Below are 19,220 nucleotides of genomic sequence, written 5' to 3' on the forward strand. Positions count from 1 at the left end.
CGGTGCGACCGCACCGTTTTCTGCACAAACCGTCGTCTCGATCCAGTCCACAAGGTCGCGATAGAGTTTGTCGCTGCCCGGTTCATCTATCAGCCAATGGCTGTATTGCGGGTAGATTCGGAGCTTGGTGGTCACGGACGACGCTGAATAGTACTCCGCCATACGCCTGACGGTCGGGTCCCGCCGCGACGGTGAGTGTAGGCAAACGAAAGGCGTCGGCGGCAATGTCCATACCCTTTGCCTTGTCGGCAAAAAGCTGACCGGGCTCGAATACCATTGTATCATAAACAACTTCTTGGCGCGGCTCGGGCAGCCGATGCAAAAGCGTAATCCGCGCACCCGTGCGCCAAGCCTTTTGAAAACATGTCGTATCCCGCGACAGCAGCACATTGGCAAAACAAAAGATCATCCATGGTGATCTGTTTGGTACCGCCCGCGGGGACGCGGGTGCCAGAAAAATCGCCTTACTGCACAACCCTTCTGCCGCGATGACCTGCGCCAGCAGCCCACCCATGGAATGACCGATAACGACAGGAGATCGGCCTGTTCGCGACCTTGATGCCTTGCACAGTGACCGGACCTCCGAAGCAAATTCAGCCAGGTCAATCGCTGGGGCGGACGGGTTTTTGACGACCAGTGGCCTATAGTCCGCCTGTAAAGTTGGTGCCCGGCATGTCATGCCGCGTCCTTCCAAATGGGTCATCAGCGGTCGCCACACTGATGCTGTGCATCCCAAACCGCGGAGCAAGATTATTTCGCTGCGCCCTTTCGCAGACTTGGCTGCGGCGCTTGTCATTGACGCTATCGATACTGACAATCTGTGCGACCCATCATCATTGCTATGCATCCAAGTGCATTAGTTGTTGTTGATGATCGCCACGAACACGGCGATTGCTATCGCTATGATAATGGCCATTCGGGATTTCTCTTTCCTACTCATTATCATGACTTTCATTGTTGAATGCCGGTATCCACCGACTGAGTAAGGGCGTGGGAACCCTGTTGAACTCTGCGCAACAGGAACGATCCGATAGCGTTTCTCAGACCGTCCGGATTGTCGATGTGGAGAAGGTGGCCACCGCGAAGGACTTGAAATTCCGCATTCTTGATACTCTTTACGACAAACCGCGCCCCGCGATGTGTGTCCTGATTTTCGGCCCCAACAATCACCAGTGTTGGCAGATCGATTTCGGCGAGATGCCCACGCCCATCGTACGAGCGTGCAGCATCGAAGGCGCCAAGGATTTGATTTCGGTCCAATCTTGACAGCCATCGGCGCGCCTCATCACTGGCGGCCTGCGATTGTCTGAAGCCCGATGTTTGGACGAGAGCCCTCATGGGAAGGCACTTCAAGAACGGCCGTGCGATGGAGGGTCCGACGCGGCCCATCCAGCGATCCCTGACCGTTGCGACGGCTTCGACCATCACAAGGGCGCCAAGCGGTATCGGACTGCGCGCCGCCAGTTCCAATGCAACCATCCCACCCAGCGAATGACCAATCAGCACCATACCTTCTTCCAGCATAGGAAGCAGCCGGTTCGCATAGCTTTCCACTGTCGGCGGGATTGTCGGGGCTGCGTCGCCATGCCCCGGCAGGTCTGGTGCGACCGCATGCGGAAGGTCCGCGCAGAGCGGCTGCCATGTCTGCCCGGCAAGACCGGCGCCGTGCAGCCAAAGGCTACGGCATCCTTGTATTGCGGCAATACTTGGAGGAACGCTGACCATCATTGTGAGATCACCGCCAGTTCAGTGGCAATGTCCCTTGCAACCCGTCGGCCGCTTCGCAGTGCGCCCTCAACATAGCCCGCGAATGTGTCATCCAGCTCTGCGCCTGCGAACCTGACAGGGCCGGGCCATTGGGCCAATTGCTGTGCAGCGTCATGCGGATGCCCGTTCTTGATATACGCGTTGTAGCCGCCGCCGCTCCACCTGTCGTCAACCCAAACGGCTTCGTTCACCTGCACCGGGCGGGACGTCGCTTTGCCAAGTGCCTTTGAGACGTCACTGATCAGAAGGTCTTCACGCTCACCCTTACAGAGACGCGCGCGCCGACGCGCTTCGGGTCCGCCAAGAAATGCGGTGAGTTGATATCGATCATTGGCATGATAGCTGGTGTCCAGCACCTCAAGACCCAAGGGCGCGGCGAACGTGACCGCGCCACTAAGCCCTTCTGCACGCCAGAACGGTCGATCATAAGTCAGGGTGGTTTTGATCATGTCGCCCGGCGCAAAGGCCCCAAGAAGCCCGGAAAGGCGATCACCATTAGCGATACTAATTGGGATCTTTTGTGCAATCGGCGGTGGTACGGCAACGATGACATGATCGGCGCGCCACTGCTGATCTCCTGCGGTCACGACCAAACAGTTGCTATTGTTCGAAATATCTGTGACCGGGGTCTTCAAGATCGGGGGGGGCGAAAGCTTTGCGGCGAGCGTACTGATGACCTTGGACATACCCGCCGGTATTTGAAACTCCAGATCCCTACGCTCCGAACCGTAGCTGTCCAAAGACCGACGCACAGCCAATGCATTGATAGCGTCAGGGTCGGCACCATACTGTTCGGCCATCATCGTTCTGGCGATGGCCTCATCCTCTGGGCACAAAAGAAGCTGCCGGATTGCAGCACCAAGGCTGCCTCGTGGTGCTGTATCCCGTACTGCGACCATTTTCACGCCGCGCTTTGCTTCGTCCAGGTCCTCCCACGGGCTGCTCCACCAACGGTAAAGTGACATAACCGAACGCGTCGCTTCACGGGGCGAGGACCATGAGCGAATGGCATCGGATAGGAGCGTCTCGATCTCGTCAGCCGAGACCAGCGTGTCGCGGGACACAACGTCGCCGTTCACCACGCATAAGTCTTCGCCTACGGCCGGGACGGGCGAAAGATGAAGGTCGGCTTCTTTGGCGAGGGCCAGCACGGCGTTCATGTCGCCATTGATTATCTGCGCCCCACGCTCAAAAGATACGCCACTTTCTAGTGAGACACTGTGGACGCGGCCACCTAATCGCGCCTGCGCTTCAAGAACTTGGCACGATACGCCTGCCCGTTCGAGTTCAACGGCAGCTGCGAGGCCGGCGGCACCGCCTCCAATGATCAATACCTTGACTTCGTTTGTCATGTTGTCCTCTTTTGAAGTTGAGCAAACGTTCAGTTGAGCAGTTGCTCAACTTTGAGGTTATTGTCAAGGGGACCGATGTGAAGCGGTTATCAGGTGAAGAACGACGCACCCAGATCGTGGAAGGCGCATATATGGTCATTCTGGAAAAGGGGCTTGCCGCAACGGCGACACGCGACGTGACACGCCAACTTGGCGTTGGATCTGGGCTTTTACATCATTACTTCAGCACTTGGGGCGCGCTACGTGCGGAGGTAGTGCGGACATTCATTTCCAAGGAAATCGCGATGTTGGAAAATGATTTGGCCAAGATTCCTGCTGAAAGGCTCATCTCGCATTTTGTGGATTGGATGGTTTCTGATCCCGATTACCGGTTCTGGGGGCTCTGGCTGGATGCCATCGAAGAAGCGCGGCGTGACAGCGACCTCGCCGAAATCATCGAGAAAGGCTACCTGCAATGGCATGCCGCAATCGTGGGCGTGATAAAACGCTCGGTCGATGCAGGTTTGGGGGTATGTGACAATCCTCAGAACGCGGCTTGGCGCATCTCTGCGCTGATTGATGGTCTTATGGGCATGCTGGCACTCGGCCGCACGACGCTATCGCCCGACGTTGTGAAGTCGCTCTTGCAACAGCAGATTGCCATGGAATTGCATAGGTATGGGGGGTGAGTGTCCAACGCCGGATGCGAAGCGGAGCACCTTCGCATTTGTTGTTTCCCAAATGGCCCGGAGCGGCAAAAGTAACGCTTCAGTTAAGTAGCGGTGTCATCTACAGCGGAATTTCGGGAAGCCGTCATTCGTCGATTGGGCAGAAGCGATAAGGATGGGATCACTGCCGGCATCTAATGGATTTGGTTAGATGACTGCAGGTAACCCGAAGGTATGCACCGGCCAATGTTCGCAAATGATTTCTTCGCATGTTCTCGGACGTCTCTCATACGTATCCGGCATACTGATCGACACGCGGGCCGTGGCCTTGTTGGGGTTATCCTGTGCCGCCGCACGGATTCTGCCCGAGATCTTATTACCGGCACACGCGAACCGCACTCCCGGATCGCCTGCGAGGCTGGGTTTTGCAGTCAGACCCATATGACGACGGATTTGTGCAACCTTTGCGGCACGACTCCGGCTCCGGTGCGGAACTAAGTGTTTGGAGAACGCACGAAGGGGCATGGAAACAAGTTGCATAAAAAGGGCAACTTGTTTCCAAATCAGTGAATTCGCATCTGGTCTTTCTCGGTCACCGTAATGATCCGAGCACTATTCTGGCCAGTTACGAAGGACCAAAGCCAACTCCAGGCGACGGCAATGCGGCTTCTGGCACCAATCAAGAAAAAGATGTGGGCTATGCCCCATACCCACCAGGCGACAGGGCCTTTCATCTTGAAGCGACCAAAATCGGCGATGGCCGCCCGTCGGCCCAGCGTCGCCAAACTCCCGGCGTGTCGATATCTGAATGGATCTGGCGGTGCAGCACCTGCAAGCCGTTGGCGGATCACCCTCGCGACGTACCCGCCCATTTGTTTGGCGGCAGGTGCGATGCCGGGCACCGGATTACCTGATTTGTCGGTGACCGCAGCGGTGTCGCCTATCACAAAAACATTGCTGTGCTGTCCTGCTGTCAAATCGGGATTGACCAACGCACGCCCGAAACGGTCACAGTCCACGTCAATCCAGTCGGCTGCAGCCGACGCCTGAACCCCCGCAGCCCAGATGATTGTTTTGCAAGGAATACTGTCGCTGCCCATATCTATTCCATCAGCATGGCACCGCGTCACCGGTTGGCCCAGCATGATTTCGACACCAAGTTTGGATACTGCGGTTTTGGCATATGCCGACAATGCATCGGGATAGGCCGATAGGATTTCCGGACCCGCCTCGACGAGCAAGACACGTGCTGTCTTGGTGTCGATCTTCCGAAACTCGCGCGGCAGTATCCTATGCGCAAGTTCGGCAATAATGCCTGCAAGCTCTACACCTGTCGGACCGGCCCCGATGATCGCAAATGTCATGTATGCCCGTTGGACTTTGGGATCATCGGATTTCTCCGCAATCTCAAATGCGGATAGTATTTTCCGCCTAATGGCGGTCGCATCTTCAAGCGTCTTGAGACCAGGCGCATGGGTTTCCCAGGCATCGTTCCCAAAATAAGAATGTCGAGCACCGGTGGCCAGCACCAGTGTGTCATAATCGATGCCTTCACCCCCAGCCAGATGAACACGGCTCGCATTTGTTTCCACACCCGTGACCTGCGCCATGATGGTGGTCACGTCAGGGCGATCACGAAACAGGTGTCTAAGGGGCCACGCAATTTCCGAAGGAGCAAGGATCGTCGTGGCAGCCTGATACAAAAGTGGTTGAAACAGATGGTGGTTGCGTTGATCAATAAGCGTGATCCGAACGTTCTCGGATTTAAGTGATTTGATACATTGCAGCCCACCAAATCCACCGCCGACAACAACGATGTGATGGCGGTCACATGTTGGAGGTTTGTTCACGTTTCATGACCCTTTTCGACAAAACCGTCTCCTCCTTGCACCGATGTGTTCGCTTGAATGCTTGCTTTCAAGTGCTTCGCCATAACATGGGCATTTCTCAAGCATTCAATGTCCGCTGCCGAGGCAGTACAGCTCCCCGAGGTGGATAGGATGGACAGCTCTTGCTCTTCCGGCGTCGCAATGCGCCATACTGTAGTTGTTTGTCACAGCTGGGAAAGGAGCTGTCAGACGCAAGTTACAATGGTTGACATTGATTTGGCCAAAGTGTCTTTTCAGGTCCACTGGGTCACCAATGATGGGGAGGCAGTCTTTCACGGCGCGGTATGGCGCGCCGAACCTCTGCCCTCCTTAAAAGAATTGAACCATGCCTGATCGATTTGGAAGCATGCCGTTCTAGCTACTATTCGGTGCGGGAACTCTCAAAGTTCGGCTATCACGTTCGGTTGACGCCCGCCTTGTACGTCAAACCGTATGTGAGGCGCGGCGAAATGGATGCCGCCGATGCGGAGTCAATCTACGAGGCGACCTATAAAGTCGTCAGCAGGCAATTGATACGCGTTGTGTCACTGAAATCGGCTGGACCCAAAAACTATCTGCCAAGCCACCCACCATCGACTGGTAGTGTTATGCCGGTAACATATCGCGCGGCGGAACCAGCCAGAAAGGTGACTGCCCCTGCAATGTCTTTGGGCTCAGCCCACCGGCCTAAGGGGATCCGGTCAAGGATCGCCTTGTTGCGGTCGGGGTCGTTGCGTAGATCGGTCGTATTGTTGCTGATCACATAGCCCGGGGCCACCGCATTCACGGTGATACCTTTGGCCGACCATTCGTTCGACAATATCTTGGTCAGTCCTGCAACGCCGCTTTTTGAGGCTGTGTAGGATGGTACCCGTATACCGCCCTGAAATGATAGGAGCGAGGCGATGTTGATGATACTGCCGCCAGTGCCTGCGGCGACTCGGGACTTTGCGAAGCTTTGGCTGAGGAAGAAGACAACCTTGAGGTTGATATCCATGACAGCGTCCCAGTCTTCCTCGGTGAAGGTCAGACTGTCGTCGCGGCGTATGATACCTGCGTTATTCACAAGCGTGTCAATCTGGCCGAACTGGTCCTCGGCCTGCGAAAAGGCGGCCTGCGCCCCGGCAGCTGAGCCGAGTTCGGCTTTCAGCGGCTCCGCCTTGCCCCCGACGGCGGCGATCTTGGCCAGGGTATCGTCCATTGATGATCGGCCAACCGCAATCACATGCGCTCCGGCTGTCGCCAGATCAATGGCTATGGCTTGTCCAATACCGGTATTGGCCCCTGTGACAAATGCGCGTGTACCATTTAGAGAAAATCGGTTCATGGCAGTCTTTCCTTTACGAATGCTTGGGTGAGCTGACATCTGACCGCTTCCAGTCACCGCGCCAGAGCCTGCGGTGAAATGCCGGGAATTTCAGAACTTCTTCCCACAAGAACAGCGACAATATCCAAAAGGCGGACAGATCAAGATAGAGAACGAAAAGGGCTGTGGCGGGCACCCGGAACGCCCATTGTGACCAGATAAAGACATGCATGACATAGACCGTGTCCCCCGACGCGCGCAGCGTGTTGCCACAGATCGCATTGGTTGCGCGGGGAAACTGGATGATCAGAAGAATAGGCAAGAAACCGAATAGGATTGCGCGGGTTTCAGCCTCAAGATTGGGATAAATCCGGTCGAGTGACAGGCACATGATCAGGAAAATCGCCGCAACGATCCCGGCAGCAAAAAACGCTCCGTTCCAGGCCCGTGAGAGGAACCGGTCCAGCACGTCCTCGGACGTCCGCTGACCCAAGAGTTGCGCGACCAGTATGCCTGTGGCCTGCGTCCATTGCATCGCAACCTGACCGGCCAGCAGGTTCCACGGCGCAATAAGTGTCATCGCGGCAAATCCATTCAGGGACATTCTTGCGTAGATCAATGAGCAGACATGCGTTGACAGCGTGGCGCTGACAAATGTTGCTGCAATCGGCAGTGCAAAGCGAACATGCGCCCGGACGGTCGGCAGAAAGGTTGCATGATGCCAGCCTACGACATGGCGCAGATACCCGTTGCCGCGCAACAGCAGGAGCGTCCAAAAAAATGTCTGCACCATGATCGCAATCGCACTGCCAAGCGCGGCACCCGCCACACCAAATGCGGGCAATCCGAAATGTCCATGGATCAACACAACGCTGCTACAAACGTTGATCGGAACAGACAGCAGGTAGCCATAAAGCGGCAGCTTGGTCCGGCTACAGCCGTTGAAGAAACTTGCGATACATTGGCCAACCGCTTCACCAAGAATGACGATGGTGAATATCATCAAATAGGTTCGCGCGGCGGACCCGACCTCGACCGAGGGCGCGAGGGCGTCAATCAGAGTTCCGCCCCAGACGTAGATCAGCACGACACCAGCCGCACCCATACCGACACTGACTGTCAATCCCGATCCAAGAACGGATTTGAGAAACACCGGATCGCCGCTGCCAAAGGCCTGTGCAGTGCGGATCTGCATTGCGTGGGAAAAGGCAAAGATAACGCCCAACATGATACCACCAAGGGCGGCAGCCAGACCCATCGCGGCCAACGCAGCTTCACCCAATGATGATACGAGAAACCCGTCAACAACAACGGTCCCATGAAGAAACATCGCCCTGAGTGTCATCGGCCAAGCCAAGGCGAAGACATCGCCCACCCCAGGCTGTTGCATTGCGTGATCTGTCCGGATCGCCATGGACAAAGCCCCACTGTCGTGCATCGTATCCGGACCTGACCGTCAGACGGACCTGTTCACATCAGGAGCTCTCATTTTCAAAGTAATTTGCGTTTGTCGCTGTGATCCGCTCGATCGTCACATCGAGACGTGACAGATGTTTCAGACAGGCGGCAATCGCAGTGTCTACGTCATGTGCCATAACGGCCGCCGCAATCGCCTTATGATCGGCCAATAGCTCAGGAATGCGCTGTTCTTTTTCGATGCCCAGCATGCACAGCCGATCAACCTTGGCCTTCTCTTCAAGAATAACCTCAAATGCGTAATCGACACCGGCGATGCCACAAAGGACTTCGTGAAAATCGTAATCAAGCTGACCAAACCGTTCGACATCCTTTGCGTCGGTGGCGGCCTTTTGTTCGGCAAGCGCGTCGTTCAACTTGGCTGCGCCGGCTGCATCGCAATTGGCGGCAGCGCGGCGTATGACCTCCTTTTCGATGGCCGCGCGGATGAAGCGAGCCTTTTCGATCTGGCGCATTGAAAAACGGCGTACTTCTGTTGCGCGTTGCGGCCTGATCAGCAGTAGATCAAGGTTGGCCAACCGGCTGAAAGCATCCCGTACGGGTTGCCTAGACACACCGAATTGGGCTGCAATCTCTGCTTCTGAAATCCGGTCACCAGGTTTCAGTTTCAGCGTGGCAATTTGTTCGTGCAGGGTGTCAAAAACGTCGTCAACACTTGTCCGCCGTTCGTTTTGCGCGAGCGTTTGTACCATAAAGAACTCTCCCTTTTTTGCACAGAAGATAAAGACGGCTTAGCAGAAATCAAACTAGTATACCAGACTAGCATTCTAGTTTTGTTACTAGTATACCAGATTTAGCAAGCCGAATCGTTTTGCCATGCGAGAATGTTCGAGACACGTCAGGGAGGGGCAATGTCCGGGGTAGAACTAGACGGAATCGTAAAGGCTTACGGCGCCTTGCAGGTTGTGCATGGCATAGACCTGAATGTTGTCGCAAAGGAATTTGTGGTGCTGGTCGGCCCGTCGGGCTGCGGAAAGTCCACAACGCTGCGGATGGTCGCCGGGCTGGAAGAGATCACGAAAGGCGAATTGACTATTGACGGGCGCCGCATGAACCGTGTCGCGCCCAAGGACCGTGATGTAGCGATGGTGTTCCAGAACTACGCGCTCTACCCGCATCTGAATGTGGCTGACAACATGGCCTTCGGCCTGCGCATTCGCAAAGTCCCGAAGGCGGAGATCGCAACAACCATCGCCGATGTCGCTGGAATTCTAGGGCTGACCCCTTATCTTGATCGGCGACCCGCTGATTTGTCGGGCGGGCAGCGGCAGCGGGTCGCAATGGGACGGGCCATCGTGCGGCATCCCAAGGTGTTCTTGTTTGATGAACCTCTGTCCAACCTCGATGCGAAGCTCCGGACGCAGATGCGCGCTGAAATCAAGCGCCTGCATAACCGTCTGGGTGTGACGTCAATCTATGTGACTCATGATCAGATCGAGGCGATGACGCTTGCCGACAGGATTGTCGTCATGAACGACGGCCGGATCGAACAAGTCGGCACGCCGATGGAGTTGTTCAACAATCCGGCCAATACGTTTGTTGCAGGCTTCCTTGGCTCCCCACCGATGAACCAGATCAAGGGTGTCCTGACTGAAACAGGTGCCAAGATCGGCGATACCGAAATTAGACTGCAGGGCGCCATCAACGGGCATGCCGGGCGCGATGTCATCGTCGGTATCCGCCCAGAACATGTCACCCTTGACCAGACCGCTGACGGGTCATCGCTTCCGATCGAACTTGATCTTGTGGAGCCGTTAGGGTCAGAGGCCTTGCTGCACGCACGCTATGGCGACGAGAGCATGGTCTTCAAGGCCGACACCAACGGAGATATTGCCCACCTTTCGGGCGTTGGAGAGGTGCATGTGCCTGCCCACCTCGTGAAACTCTTTGATGCAGAGACAGGCCGCGCCCTGAACCTCGGGGCCTAAGCGGATGTCTGATCGCAATTCCGACTTTGGCGGTATTCCTGTCGACGAACTGGTGGTCAAGGCTGACAAGGCGCTGCGCGGGCGCAAAACCCGCGCACGCGATAGCCATTGGGTCAGGACCTGGGATCATTTTCGGCGCGAATGGCAGATCTACGTCATGCTGCTGCCGACGATAATCTGGTTCATCGTCTTTCTGTACAAACCGATGTACGGGCTGCAGATCGCATTCAAGGATTACTCAATCTTCCGCGGTGTCGCCGATAGCCCCTGGGTCGGTTTCGAGCATTTTCAGACGCTGTTTTCCAATGATCAGTTCATTCGTGCGGTGCGCAACACGGTCACCATCAGCTTCTACAACCTTCTCTTCGGCTTTCCAGCGCCGATCATACTGGCGCTGATGTTTAACGAAATCATAAATGCGACCTACAAACGGACTGCGCAAACAATTGTCTACCTGCCGCATTTCATCTCATCAGTGATCATCGCGGGCATTGTTGTCACTGCCTTTTCACCCACCGCCGGGATCATCAACACCATAATCAGCTGGCTGGGCTTCGAACCGATCTACTTCCTGACGCAACCTGAATGGTTCCGTCCGATCTTTGTCGGCACGGGCATCTGGCAGGAGGCAGGGTTCGGATCGATTGTCTTCCTTGCGGCCATCGCAGGGGTCAATCCATCGCTTTATGAAAGTGCCGTCGTCGACGGAGCCAACCGTTGGCAGATGATGTGGAGGATCACCATTCCATCGATCCTGCCGACCATCCTGATCATGCTAATCATCCGCATCGGCAATATCATGGAAGTCTCGTTCGAGCTTGTAATCCTGCTCTACCAGCCGTCCACTTACGAAACGGCGGATGTCGTGAACACCTGGGTATACCGTCAGGGTTTGCAATCCGGCCAATACGACCTCGCTGCCGCCGCCGGCCTCTTCAACGCCGTTGTCGCCTTCATCCTTGTGATGACCGCCAACACCCTCTCGCGTCGCTTCTCGCGCACTTCGCTCTGGTAGGGGGTAAAGATGCAAAAGTGGTCTCTTTATTCTCGTGGCGACAAGTTCTTTGCAGTGGTCGTGTCGATCCTGATCGGGATGTTCACGGTCGCAACGCTCTATCCATTCATCTATATCGCGGCGGTTTCGTTCAGCTCTGGTTTCGCCGCACAGGCAGGCAAGGTCGTTCTGGCTCCTATCGACGCAACGATCGAGGCTTACGGCTACATCCTGCGCGACCCGCAATTCTGGCTCAGTTACCGCAACACCTTCATCTACACGATTGGCGGTACGATAGTGTCGCTAGCTTTCATTATTCCGGGGGCCTATGCGCTCAGCCGTCCGCAACTGAAAGGGCGGCGGTTCTTCAACCTCTTCATCGCGTTTACGATGTGGTTCAACGCCGGACTGATCCCGTTCTTTCTGAACATGCGGGACCTGAACCTGCTCGATAGTATGTTCGGCATCATCCTTGCCTTCGCAGTCAACGCATTCAACATCATCCTGTTGCGCAACTTCTTTGAAGCCATCCCGCGGAGTTTTGAGGAAGCCGCGCGGATGGACGGGGCCAACGACTTTCAGGTGCTCTGGAAGGTGTTTATCCCGCTCAGCAAGCCTGCGATCGCGACGATCACACTGTTCTGCATCGTGTCGCGCTGGAATGGTTTCTTCTGGGCGATGGTGCTTTTGCAATCCGAGGACAAGATTCCGCTGCAGGTGTTTTTGCGCCATACGATTGCAAACCTCAGCGATGATGATGAATTCGCAATTGTGCAGACAGCTGCAGGGTTTAGCGCTGAGACCGTCACGGCGGCCATTATTGTCTGTTCGATCATCCCCGTGCTCATCGTCTACCCCTTCATCCAGAAATACTTTGAGAAAGGCATCCTGCTTGGGGGTGTCAAGGAATAATGAAACGCAAATGGGAGGAAACGGAATGCGTAAACTAGGACTTGCGGCAGCGCTGCTGGCGGGCAGTGCTCTGTCGGCCCCCGCCAATGCTGATGAGCACCTGCGGATTGTGGAGGAACCGCTTGAGCTGACCATCCAAATGAACCATGCGCGCTATCCCATCTATGAAGAGGATTGGCCAGTGGAACAGGCAGCCCGGGAACTGACCGGCATTCATCTGCTGAATGATACGGTTGGCGCGAACATGCGGACCGACGAAAACACGGGCCGGACCGAGGCACTGAACCTGATGCTGGCATCCGGCAATATACCGGACATCGTCGGGTCCAGCCGCATCCGCGATTTTGTTAACCAGTACGGCCCCGAAGGCGCATTCGTACCGCTGAACGATCTGATTGCAGAGCATGCACCAAACATCGCCGCTTACTACGCCGAGCGCCCCGACATCGAAGCTGCGGTGAAAGCCGCTGATGGGCAGATGTACTACATTCCATACCTGCCAGACGGCAAATACGGACGCGCTTATTGGATCCGCACGGATTGGCTGGATGCGCTGGGGCTGGATATGCCGCAGACCGTCGAAGAATATGAAGAGGTCCTGCGTGCCTTCAAAACGCAAGACCCCAACGGCAATGGTGAAGCTGACGAAGTCCCATTCTTTGCCCGCCAATGGCCGGAACTCATTCGCCTCGTCACACTTTGGGATGGTCGTGCGCATGGCTCTGACACCTATCACGACTTCCTTGTCGACGACGGTCGGATTAACCATGGCTATATTGGCGAAGGGTATCGTGAAGGCATCAAAAACCTGGCGCGGTGGTACGACGAGGGCCTGATCGACGCGGAAATCTTCACCCGTGGCTCATCCGCACGAGACTTCCTGTTATCTGAAAATCTTGGCGGTTCCACGCATGACTGGTTCGCTTCGACAGGCGGTTACAACAGCCTTTCGTCCGAGATCGATGGATTCCGCTTTGAGGCAATGGTTCCACCCGCTTCCGTGGGCGGCAACCGCATAGAAGAACACCGCCGCATCCTTGTGAAGCCTGATGGATGGGCGATCGGCTACACAAACGAGAATGTTGTCGAGACGATCAAGTATTTCGACTTTTGGTTCACCGAGGAAGGGCGCCGTCTGGCAAATTTCGGTGTCGAAGGCACGCATTACGACATGGTGGATGGCAAGCCAGTATTTAAAGAGGAGTTCCTGAATGCCGGTCCGGTCAACCGTTCGCTGTATCAGATCGGCGCGCAGCTTCAGGGACGCGGCTACTTCCAAGACTACAACTATGAAATCCAGTGGACCAACGAATTCGCGCTGGCCGGGATCGAGCTTTATGAACAGGGCGATTACCTGATCCCGGATTTCCTTGGCGTGGCGTTCAATGCCGAAGAACAGCGGGTCTATGACCGGACGTGGGGCTCTATCCGAGACTACATGCTTGAAAAGCAGCAGAGCTGGATCCTTGGCTCTGCTGATGTCGAAGCCGAATGGGACGACTATCTGGCCCAACTGGATGAGATGGGCATGCAGGAGCTGCTGACCGTCATGCAATCCGCCTATGACCGTCAATACGGCGATTGATTTCCTCCCGTCGGGGGCGGCAGACATGCGTCGCCCCTGATATCTTCTGAACTGAAAGTAGCGGACAAGACACGCGATGCTGGCAGATGCCCTTCCCACACTTGATGAGCCAAAGGCTGGCCGATTGACCATTCAATATGGTCCGACCGAACATGATGACATCGTGGAAAATCCACCGCGCTTTACCTGGATACCCGTGATCGAGGATGACGCGGCTTATGTGCTGCGCATCTCGTCTGATCCGGAATATCCCAAAGCCGATACATTGGTGTTTGACGCCATTCCGCATAACTTCTTCACGCCCGACAAGGTGCTTGCGCCCGGAACCTACCACTGGTCTTACGCCACCTGGGACAAGGCGACAGGCAAACCCAGTAGTTCCTGGGGCAGCGCGCGCAGTTTCACGATTGCTGAAGGGCTGCAAGAGACACCTTTGCCGCCGCGTGCAACGCGCCTGTCGCAGGTCACGACCGACCATCCCCGCTTATGGATGACACCGGATCGTCTGAAGGATTTCAAAACATCCGTCGCGGCGGATCCTGATCATTGCGCATGGTCCATCTTCTATGAAAAATCCGTTCTCCCTTGGCTTGACCGCGATGTCACGCCCGAACCGGCGGGCTATCCCAAACATCAGCGCACCGCCCCCGTCTGGCGGCAAACCTACATCGACTTACAAGAGGTCTGGTACGCGATCCGCCACCTCGCCGTTGGCGGCAAGATCACGGACAACGCAGACATGACAGCCCGCGCCAAGGAATGGCTGTTGGAAACCGCAAGCTGGGACCCGATGGGCGTGACATCACGCGCCTATACGGATGAGTGGGCCTACCGGGTCTGCAATGCGCTCGCCTGGGGGTATGACTGGCTCTACGATGATCTTTCCGAGGACGAACGTAGGGCGGTGCGCGCATCACTGCTGGAACGAACGCGCGACATTGCCGAGCATGCGATCCTGAACGCCAAGATCCATCTGTTTCCATATGACAGCCATGCGGTTAGGTCTGTCTCGCTCGTGATCGTGCCTGCCTGCATTGCCCTGCTGGGCGACGATGAAGACGACGAGGCCCGCGACTGGCTAAACTACGCCATCGAATTCCTGATGACGGTTTATTCACCGTGGGGCGATAGCGACGGGGGCTGGGCCGAAGGGGCGCAATACTGGATGATGGGCATGGCCTATCTGATCGATGCGGCCAACCGTCTAAAAAGCTATACGGGCATCGATGTCTACAAGCGGCCTTTTTTCCAGAACACCGCCGACTTCCCGCTCTTCTGTAATGCACCTAACACGCGCCGCGCCTCATTTGGCGACGACAGCGCTTTGGGCGATCTGCCAGCGATCAAGACGGGCCTGAACATGCGCCAATTTGCTGGTGTGACCGGCAAGGGCGAATACCAGTGGTATGCCGAGGAAAACCTGACGACCAATCCCGGCACCGAAATGGCGTTTTACAACTGGGGTTGGTGGGACACGAATTTCGATGAAATGGTGTTCCAGACCGATTTCCCGGCCGTCGCGGCACAATCACCCAAGGGTGGCGTACGGCATTTCAAAGGCATCGGCTGGGTCGGTGTGCAGCACGCGATGGATGACCCCGACAACCACATCCAGTTCGTGTTCAAGTCATCCCGGTTTGGGTCGGTGAGCCACAGCCATGGCGACCAGAACGCATTCTGCCTGTCCGCCTACGGCGAAGATCTGGCGATCCAGTCGGGCTATTACGTCGCCTTCAATTCGACGATGCACCGCAATTGGCGGCGGCAGACCCGATCAAAGAACGCGATCCTGATCAATGGCAAAGGTCAGTATGCCGAAAAGGACAAGGCAAAGGCGCTTTTGGCGACGGGCAAGGTCATTGCAGCCGAGGAAAGTAATGATCACGTCTATATCTGCGGTGACGCCACAGCCGCGTACCAGAGCCTCTCACCCGAAGTGACCCGCGCCCTGCGCGAGGTTTATTTCGTGCATAATTCCTACTTTGTTATTGTTGACAAGGTGGATGCCGACATGCCCGTCACGGTTGATTGGCTTTTGCATGCCAATGAACCATTCGAGTTGGGCAAATCGACATTCCGAAATACGCAGAAACGTGCAGGCTTTTATGGACAGGTCGTATGGTCTGAGGGTGGCAATCCGAACATCAGCCAGGCAACCGAATTCACTGATGTGGATCCCGCGGAGTATGAAGGTCTGACCGTCAGCACCTGTCTGACAGCGCATTACCCGGCCGCAACGCGCCATCGGATTGCAACCTTGCTGGTACCGTACCGGCTAAGCGAACCAAAGCGCATTTTCAATTTCATGGACGATCAGGGTTATGACGCTGATCTTTACTTCACCGACCCCGATGAACACACGTTCAAGGTCGTGATGAAGAAACTGGCCAACAGCTGAAGGCACGGAGAACGACATGAGCTCGAAAAACTATTTTCCTGGCAGCGACAGTAAGCTTGAAACCGTAGCCGACGGGCTTAGCCGCAAAATCGGAGCGCATAACGACAATCTGATGGTCGTGGAGGTCCACTTCGAAACCGGAACCACCGCGCCCCTCCATCACCACCCCCATGAACAGATCACATACGTGATGTCCGGAAAGTTCGAGTTCACCGTGGGCAAAGAAGTCTACACCGTTGGCTCAGGCGACTCACTCTACAAGGAACCTAACATCGAACATGGTGCCACCTGTCTTGAGGCGGGCACACTTCTGGACGTCTTTACCCCCCACCGGGAAGACTTCCTCTAATTCCTCAGACACAAAACGCAGCGGAGCGCACCTCATGAACAAACCCGTCATCGGTTTTATTGGCCTCGGTCTCATGGGCGGCAACATGGTCGCCAACCTACAGGCCCGAGGGTTCGAGATGGTCGTGATGGGCCGCAGGAAGACTGCAGTCGACGCTGTACTTTTGCGCGGGAGTGCGCGCGAGGTTTCGACGCCAAAGGAACTGGCTGAAGCCAGCGATATCATCATGCTGTGCGTGACGACGTCGGACGTCGTTGAGTCGCTCGTATATGGCGATGAAGGTATCCTTGCAGGGATCAAAGATGGGGCCGTGCTGATTGACTTTGGCACATCCATTCCGGCCTCGACCCGCAAGATCGGTACTGATTTGGCGGCGAAGGGTGCAGGAATGATTGATGCGCCTTTGGGGCGCACACCCGCACACGCTAAAGACGGTTTGCTCAATATCATGGCCGCCGGCGACAAGGCGACATTCGACAAGGTCAAGCCCGTGCTCGATGAACAGGGCGAAAATGTCTTTTACCTTGGTGCACTTGGTGCCGGTCATGTGACCAAGTTGATCAACAACTACATGGGCATGACGACGGTTTGCGCCATGAGCCAGGCTTTTGCCGTGGCCGATCGTGCCGGTGTGGACCGCGCCCAGCTTTATGACATCATGTCGGCAGGGCCATCCAATTCGCCTTTTATGGGGTTTTGCAAAAACTATGCCGTCGACCGTATCAGTGATCTTGGATTTTCAATCAACAATGCCAAGAAGGATCTGGGCTATTTTCTGCACATGGTCGACGATATCGGGACACGCGCGGAAATCGCTGAAGGCACGATGCAAAACCTGAGGTCCGCGGTCGATGCGGGCCTTGGCGATGGTAACGTGCCTGAGATTTTCGACTATTACAGACAACTTGAAAGCTGAAACAACACCGGGCCGGATATCGGACGACGCATAGGGAAGACAGCCATGAAACTTGCTGGGAAAACAGCCATTGTGACCGGCGGTGGCCGCGATATCGGTGCGGCTTCGGCCAGAAAGCTGGCCTCTGAAGGGGCAAATGTCGCGATCAGCTATTTCGAAAGCGCCAAGGGGGCGGATAGCGTTGTCGCTGATATCGAGGCGGCAGGCGGGAAAGCTATCGCCGTGCAAGCGGACCTCAACATACAGGAAGGCGTGGATAAGCTTGTCGGCGCAACGCTTGATCGCTTTGGCAGCATCGACGTGCTGGTGAACAATGCGGGCGGTTTGATCGCGCGCAAGACCATCGCCGAAATGGACCTTGCACATTGGAACGCGGTCATGACGCTGAACCTGACATCCACCTTCATGATGACCAAGGCGTGCCTGCTGCATATGAAAGTGGGCACAATCGTGAACCTTGCCAGCCAAGCCGGGCGTGACGGGGGTGGTCCGGGCGCTGTGGCCTATGCGACATCAAAGGGGGCGATCATGACGATGACGCGCGGCCTCGCCAAAGAGCTTGGGCCTGACATCCGCATCAACGCGCTTTGCCCCGGCATGATCGACACGGACTTTCACAATATCCATACACCCGATGCGGGCCGTCGCGGGTTTGAGGCGAACGCCCCGCTGAAACGTCAGGGCCATGTGGACGACGCGGCAAACCTTGTGCTGTTTCTGGCCTGCGAGGACAGTGGCTTCCTTACGGGGACGAATATCGACATCAATGGCGGTATGCTGTTTTCGTAGAAAGGACCGGCCATGCGCGTTCTGGCGATCGGCGAATGTATGGCGGAACTGGCCCCGACGGAAAGGGATGGCGATTATCGTTTGGGCTTTGCGGGTGATACGTTCAACACGGCCTGGTATCTCGCGCGCTTTGCACCGGATGCGCAAGTCTCATATCTCAGCGCGATTGGCGATGATGCGATTTCGCAGCAGATGCGTACGTTTGTGCGTGAAAGCGGGATCGATGATGCTTTCCTGCAGAGTCTAGAGAACCGGACGGTCGGTCTTTACATTATTTCTCTCAATCAGGGTGAGCGCAGTTTTTCCTATTGGCGCGGGCAGGCGGCGGCGCGCACGTTGGCCAATGATCCTGCCTTGCTGGACGCTGCGATGGCAGCTGCCGACCTGATCTATTTCTCTGGCGTCACATTGGCGATCCTTGCACCTGAACGCCGGGTGGCCTTGCTGAGCGCATTGCGTTTGGCCCGCAAAGACGGCAAGACAATCGCGTTTGACCCAAATCTGCGGCCAAGGCTTTGGTCCACGGATAACGAGATGACCGAGGCGATCATGCATGGTGCGGCCGTCAGTGACATCGTCCTGCCATCCTTCGAAGACGAAGCCACCTGGTTCAACGACGCCAGCCCCCAGGCCACAGCAGATCGCTACCTTGCAGCCGGGGCGCGCATTGTCATCGTCAAAAACGGTGCAGGCCCGGTTTATTATGCAGACGGCGACGCGCGCGACGAAGTGCCGGTGATACCGGTCGATACACTGGTCGATACCACGGCGGCGGGCGACAGCTTTAACGCAGGTGTCTTCGCGCGATACGTTGCAGGTGATGACATCGCCACTTGCATCCCCCATGGCTGCGCCTTGTCGCGGGCGGTTGTGGGTCAGCGCGGGGCACTTGTGCCGATTGACCCTGCGACATTGACTGACAACGAGGCATAA

17 protein-coding genes are annotated in these 19,220 nt (G+C 56.1%); 10 read left to right on the forward strand and 7 right to left on the reverse strand.

Annotated features, from left to right (window positions below):
* Positions 1–82: 82 nt before the first annotated feature.
* From SLH47_RS26430 to SLH47_RS23485, 3 genes are all read right to left on the reverse strand, one after another.
* Positions 83–847 (reverse strand): esterase/lipase family protein, encoded by a 765-nt coding sequence (locus tag SLH47_RS26430; RefSeq protein WP_413785670.1) that lies wholly within the window; start codon positions 845–847, stop codon positions 83–85.
* 104 nt (positions 848–951) lie between these two features.
* Entirely contained in the window at positions 952–1,725 is a 774-nt protein-coding gene (locus SLH47_RS23480) for an alpha/beta hydrolase (RefSeq protein WP_320243199.1), read from the reverse strand.
* Complete coding sequence (locus tag SLH47_RS23485) at positions 1,725–3,119, reverse strand: NAD(P)/FAD-dependent oxidoreductase (RefSeq protein WP_320243201.1); 1,395 nt, start codon at positions 3,117–3,119, stop codon at positions 1,725–1,727. The genes SLH47_RS23480 and SLH47_RS23485 overlap by 1 nt, the downstream gene beginning before the upstream one ends.
* Before the next feature lie 17 nt (positions 3,120–3,136).
* Here SLH47_RS23485 and SLH47_RS23490 point away from each other — a divergent pair, with 17 nt between their 5' ends.
* Entirely contained in the window at positions 3,137–3,787 is a 651-nt protein-coding gene (locus SLH47_RS23490; protein WP_320243203.1) for a TetR/AcrR family transcriptional regulator, read from the forward strand.
* A gap of 542 nt (positions 3,788–4,329) precedes the next feature.
* On the opposite strand, the gene SLH47_RS23495 is transcribed toward SLH47_RS23490, so the two are convergent.
* The 4 genes from SLH47_RS23495 to SLH47_RS23510 form a co-directional block, all read right to left on the reverse strand.
* Positions 4,330–5,616 carry an NAD(P)/FAD-dependent oxidoreductase gene (locus SLH47_RS23495; protein ID WP_320243205.1) on the reverse strand — a complete coding sequence of 429 codons (1,287 nt, stop codon included), beginning with the start codon at positions 5,614–5,616 and terminating at the stop codon, positions 4,330–4,332.
* Positions 5,617–6,205: 589 nt separating this feature from the next.
* The gene (gene kduD / locus SLH47_RS23500) at positions 6,206–6,961 is read right to left on the reverse strand and encodes a 2-dehydro-3-deoxy-D-gluconate 5-dehydrogenase KduD (RefSeq protein ID WP_320243207.1); all 756 of its coding nucleotides are present in this window, start codon (positions 6,959–6,961) and stop codon (positions 6,206–6,208) included.
* A 13-nt stretch (positions 6,962–6,974) separates the two neighbouring features.
* Positions 6,975–8,354 (reverse strand): MATE family efflux transporter, encoded by a 1,380-nt coding sequence (locus SLH47_RS23505; protein ID WP_320243208.1) that lies wholly within the window; start codon positions 8,352–8,354, stop codon positions 6,975–6,977.
* A 61-nt stretch (positions 8,355–8,415) separates the two neighbouring features.
* Positions 8,416–9,108 carry a GntR family transcriptional regulator gene (locus SLH47_RS23510; RefSeq protein ID WP_320243209.1) on the reverse strand — a complete coding sequence of 231 codons (693 nt, stop codon included), beginning with the start codon at positions 9,106–9,108 and terminating at the stop codon, positions 8,416–8,418.
* Between the two features lie 159 nt (positions 9,109–9,267).
* Here SLH47_RS23510 and SLH47_RS23515 point away from each other — a divergent pair, with 159 nt between their 5' ends.
* From SLH47_RS23515 to SLH47_RS23555, 9 genes are all read left to right on the forward strand, one after another.
* Complete coding sequence (locus SLH47_RS23515) at positions 9,268–10,344, forward strand: sn-glycerol-3-phosphate ABC transporter ATP-binding protein UgpC (RefSeq protein ID WP_320243210.1); 1,077 nt, start codon at positions 9,268–9,270, stop codon at positions 10,342–10,344.
* A gap of 4 nt (positions 10,345–10,348) precedes the next feature.
* On the forward strand, positions 10,349–11,359 hold the full coding sequence (locus SLH47_RS23520; RefSeq protein WP_320243211.1) for a sugar ABC transporter permease: 1,011 nt from the start codon (positions 10,349–10,351) through the stop codon (positions 11,357–11,359).
* A 9-nt stretch (positions 11,360–11,368) separates the two neighbouring features.
* Positions 11,369–12,250, forward strand: a complete 882-nt coding sequence (locus tag SLH47_RS23525) for a carbohydrate ABC transporter permease (RefSeq protein ID WP_320243213.1) — start codon at positions 11,369–11,371, stop codon at positions 12,248–12,250.
* A 25-nt stretch (positions 12,251–12,275) separates the two neighbouring features.
* Positions 12,276–13,835: an extracellular solute-binding protein gene (locus tag SLH47_RS23530; protein WP_320243215.1), complete on the forward strand. Its 1,560-nt coding sequence runs from the start codon at positions 12,276–12,278 to the stop codon at positions 13,833–13,835.
* Between the two features lie 76 nt (positions 13,836–13,911).
* Positions 13,912–16,233: a DUF4962 domain-containing protein gene (locus SLH47_RS23535; protein WP_320243216.1), complete on the forward strand. Its 2,322-nt coding sequence runs from the start codon at positions 13,912–13,914 to the stop codon at positions 16,231–16,233.
* Between the two features lie 16 nt (positions 16,234–16,249).
* Positions 16,250–16,582, forward strand: coding sequence for a cupin domain-containing protein (locus tag SLH47_RS23540; protein ID WP_320243218.1), 333 nt, complete (start codon positions 16,250–16,252; stop codon positions 16,580–16,582).
* A complete protein-coding gene (locus SLH47_RS23545) occupies positions 16,512–17,498 on the forward strand; it encodes an NAD(P)-dependent oxidoreductase (protein WP_320243220.1) in 987 nt (328 codons plus the stop codon). The genes SLH47_RS23540 and SLH47_RS23545 overlap by 71 nt, the downstream gene beginning before the upstream one ends.
* 45 nt (positions 17,499–17,543) lie before the next feature.
* A complete protein-coding gene (locus SLH47_RS23550) occupies positions 17,544–18,287 on the forward strand; it encodes an SDR family NAD(P)-dependent oxidoreductase (RefSeq protein ID WP_320243221.1) in 744 nt (247 codons plus the stop codon).
* 12 nt (positions 18,288–18,299) lie between these two features.
* On the forward strand, positions 18,300–19,220 hold the full coding sequence (locus SLH47_RS23555; RefSeq protein ID WP_320243223.1) for a sugar kinase: 921 nt from the start codon (positions 18,300–18,302) through the stop codon (positions 19,218–19,220).

The sequence above is a fragment of the Cognatiyoonia sp. IB215182 genome, from assembly GCF_033963905.1.
Lineage (GTDB): Bacteria > Pseudomonadota > Alphaproteobacteria > Rhodobacterales > Rhodobacteraceae > Yoonia.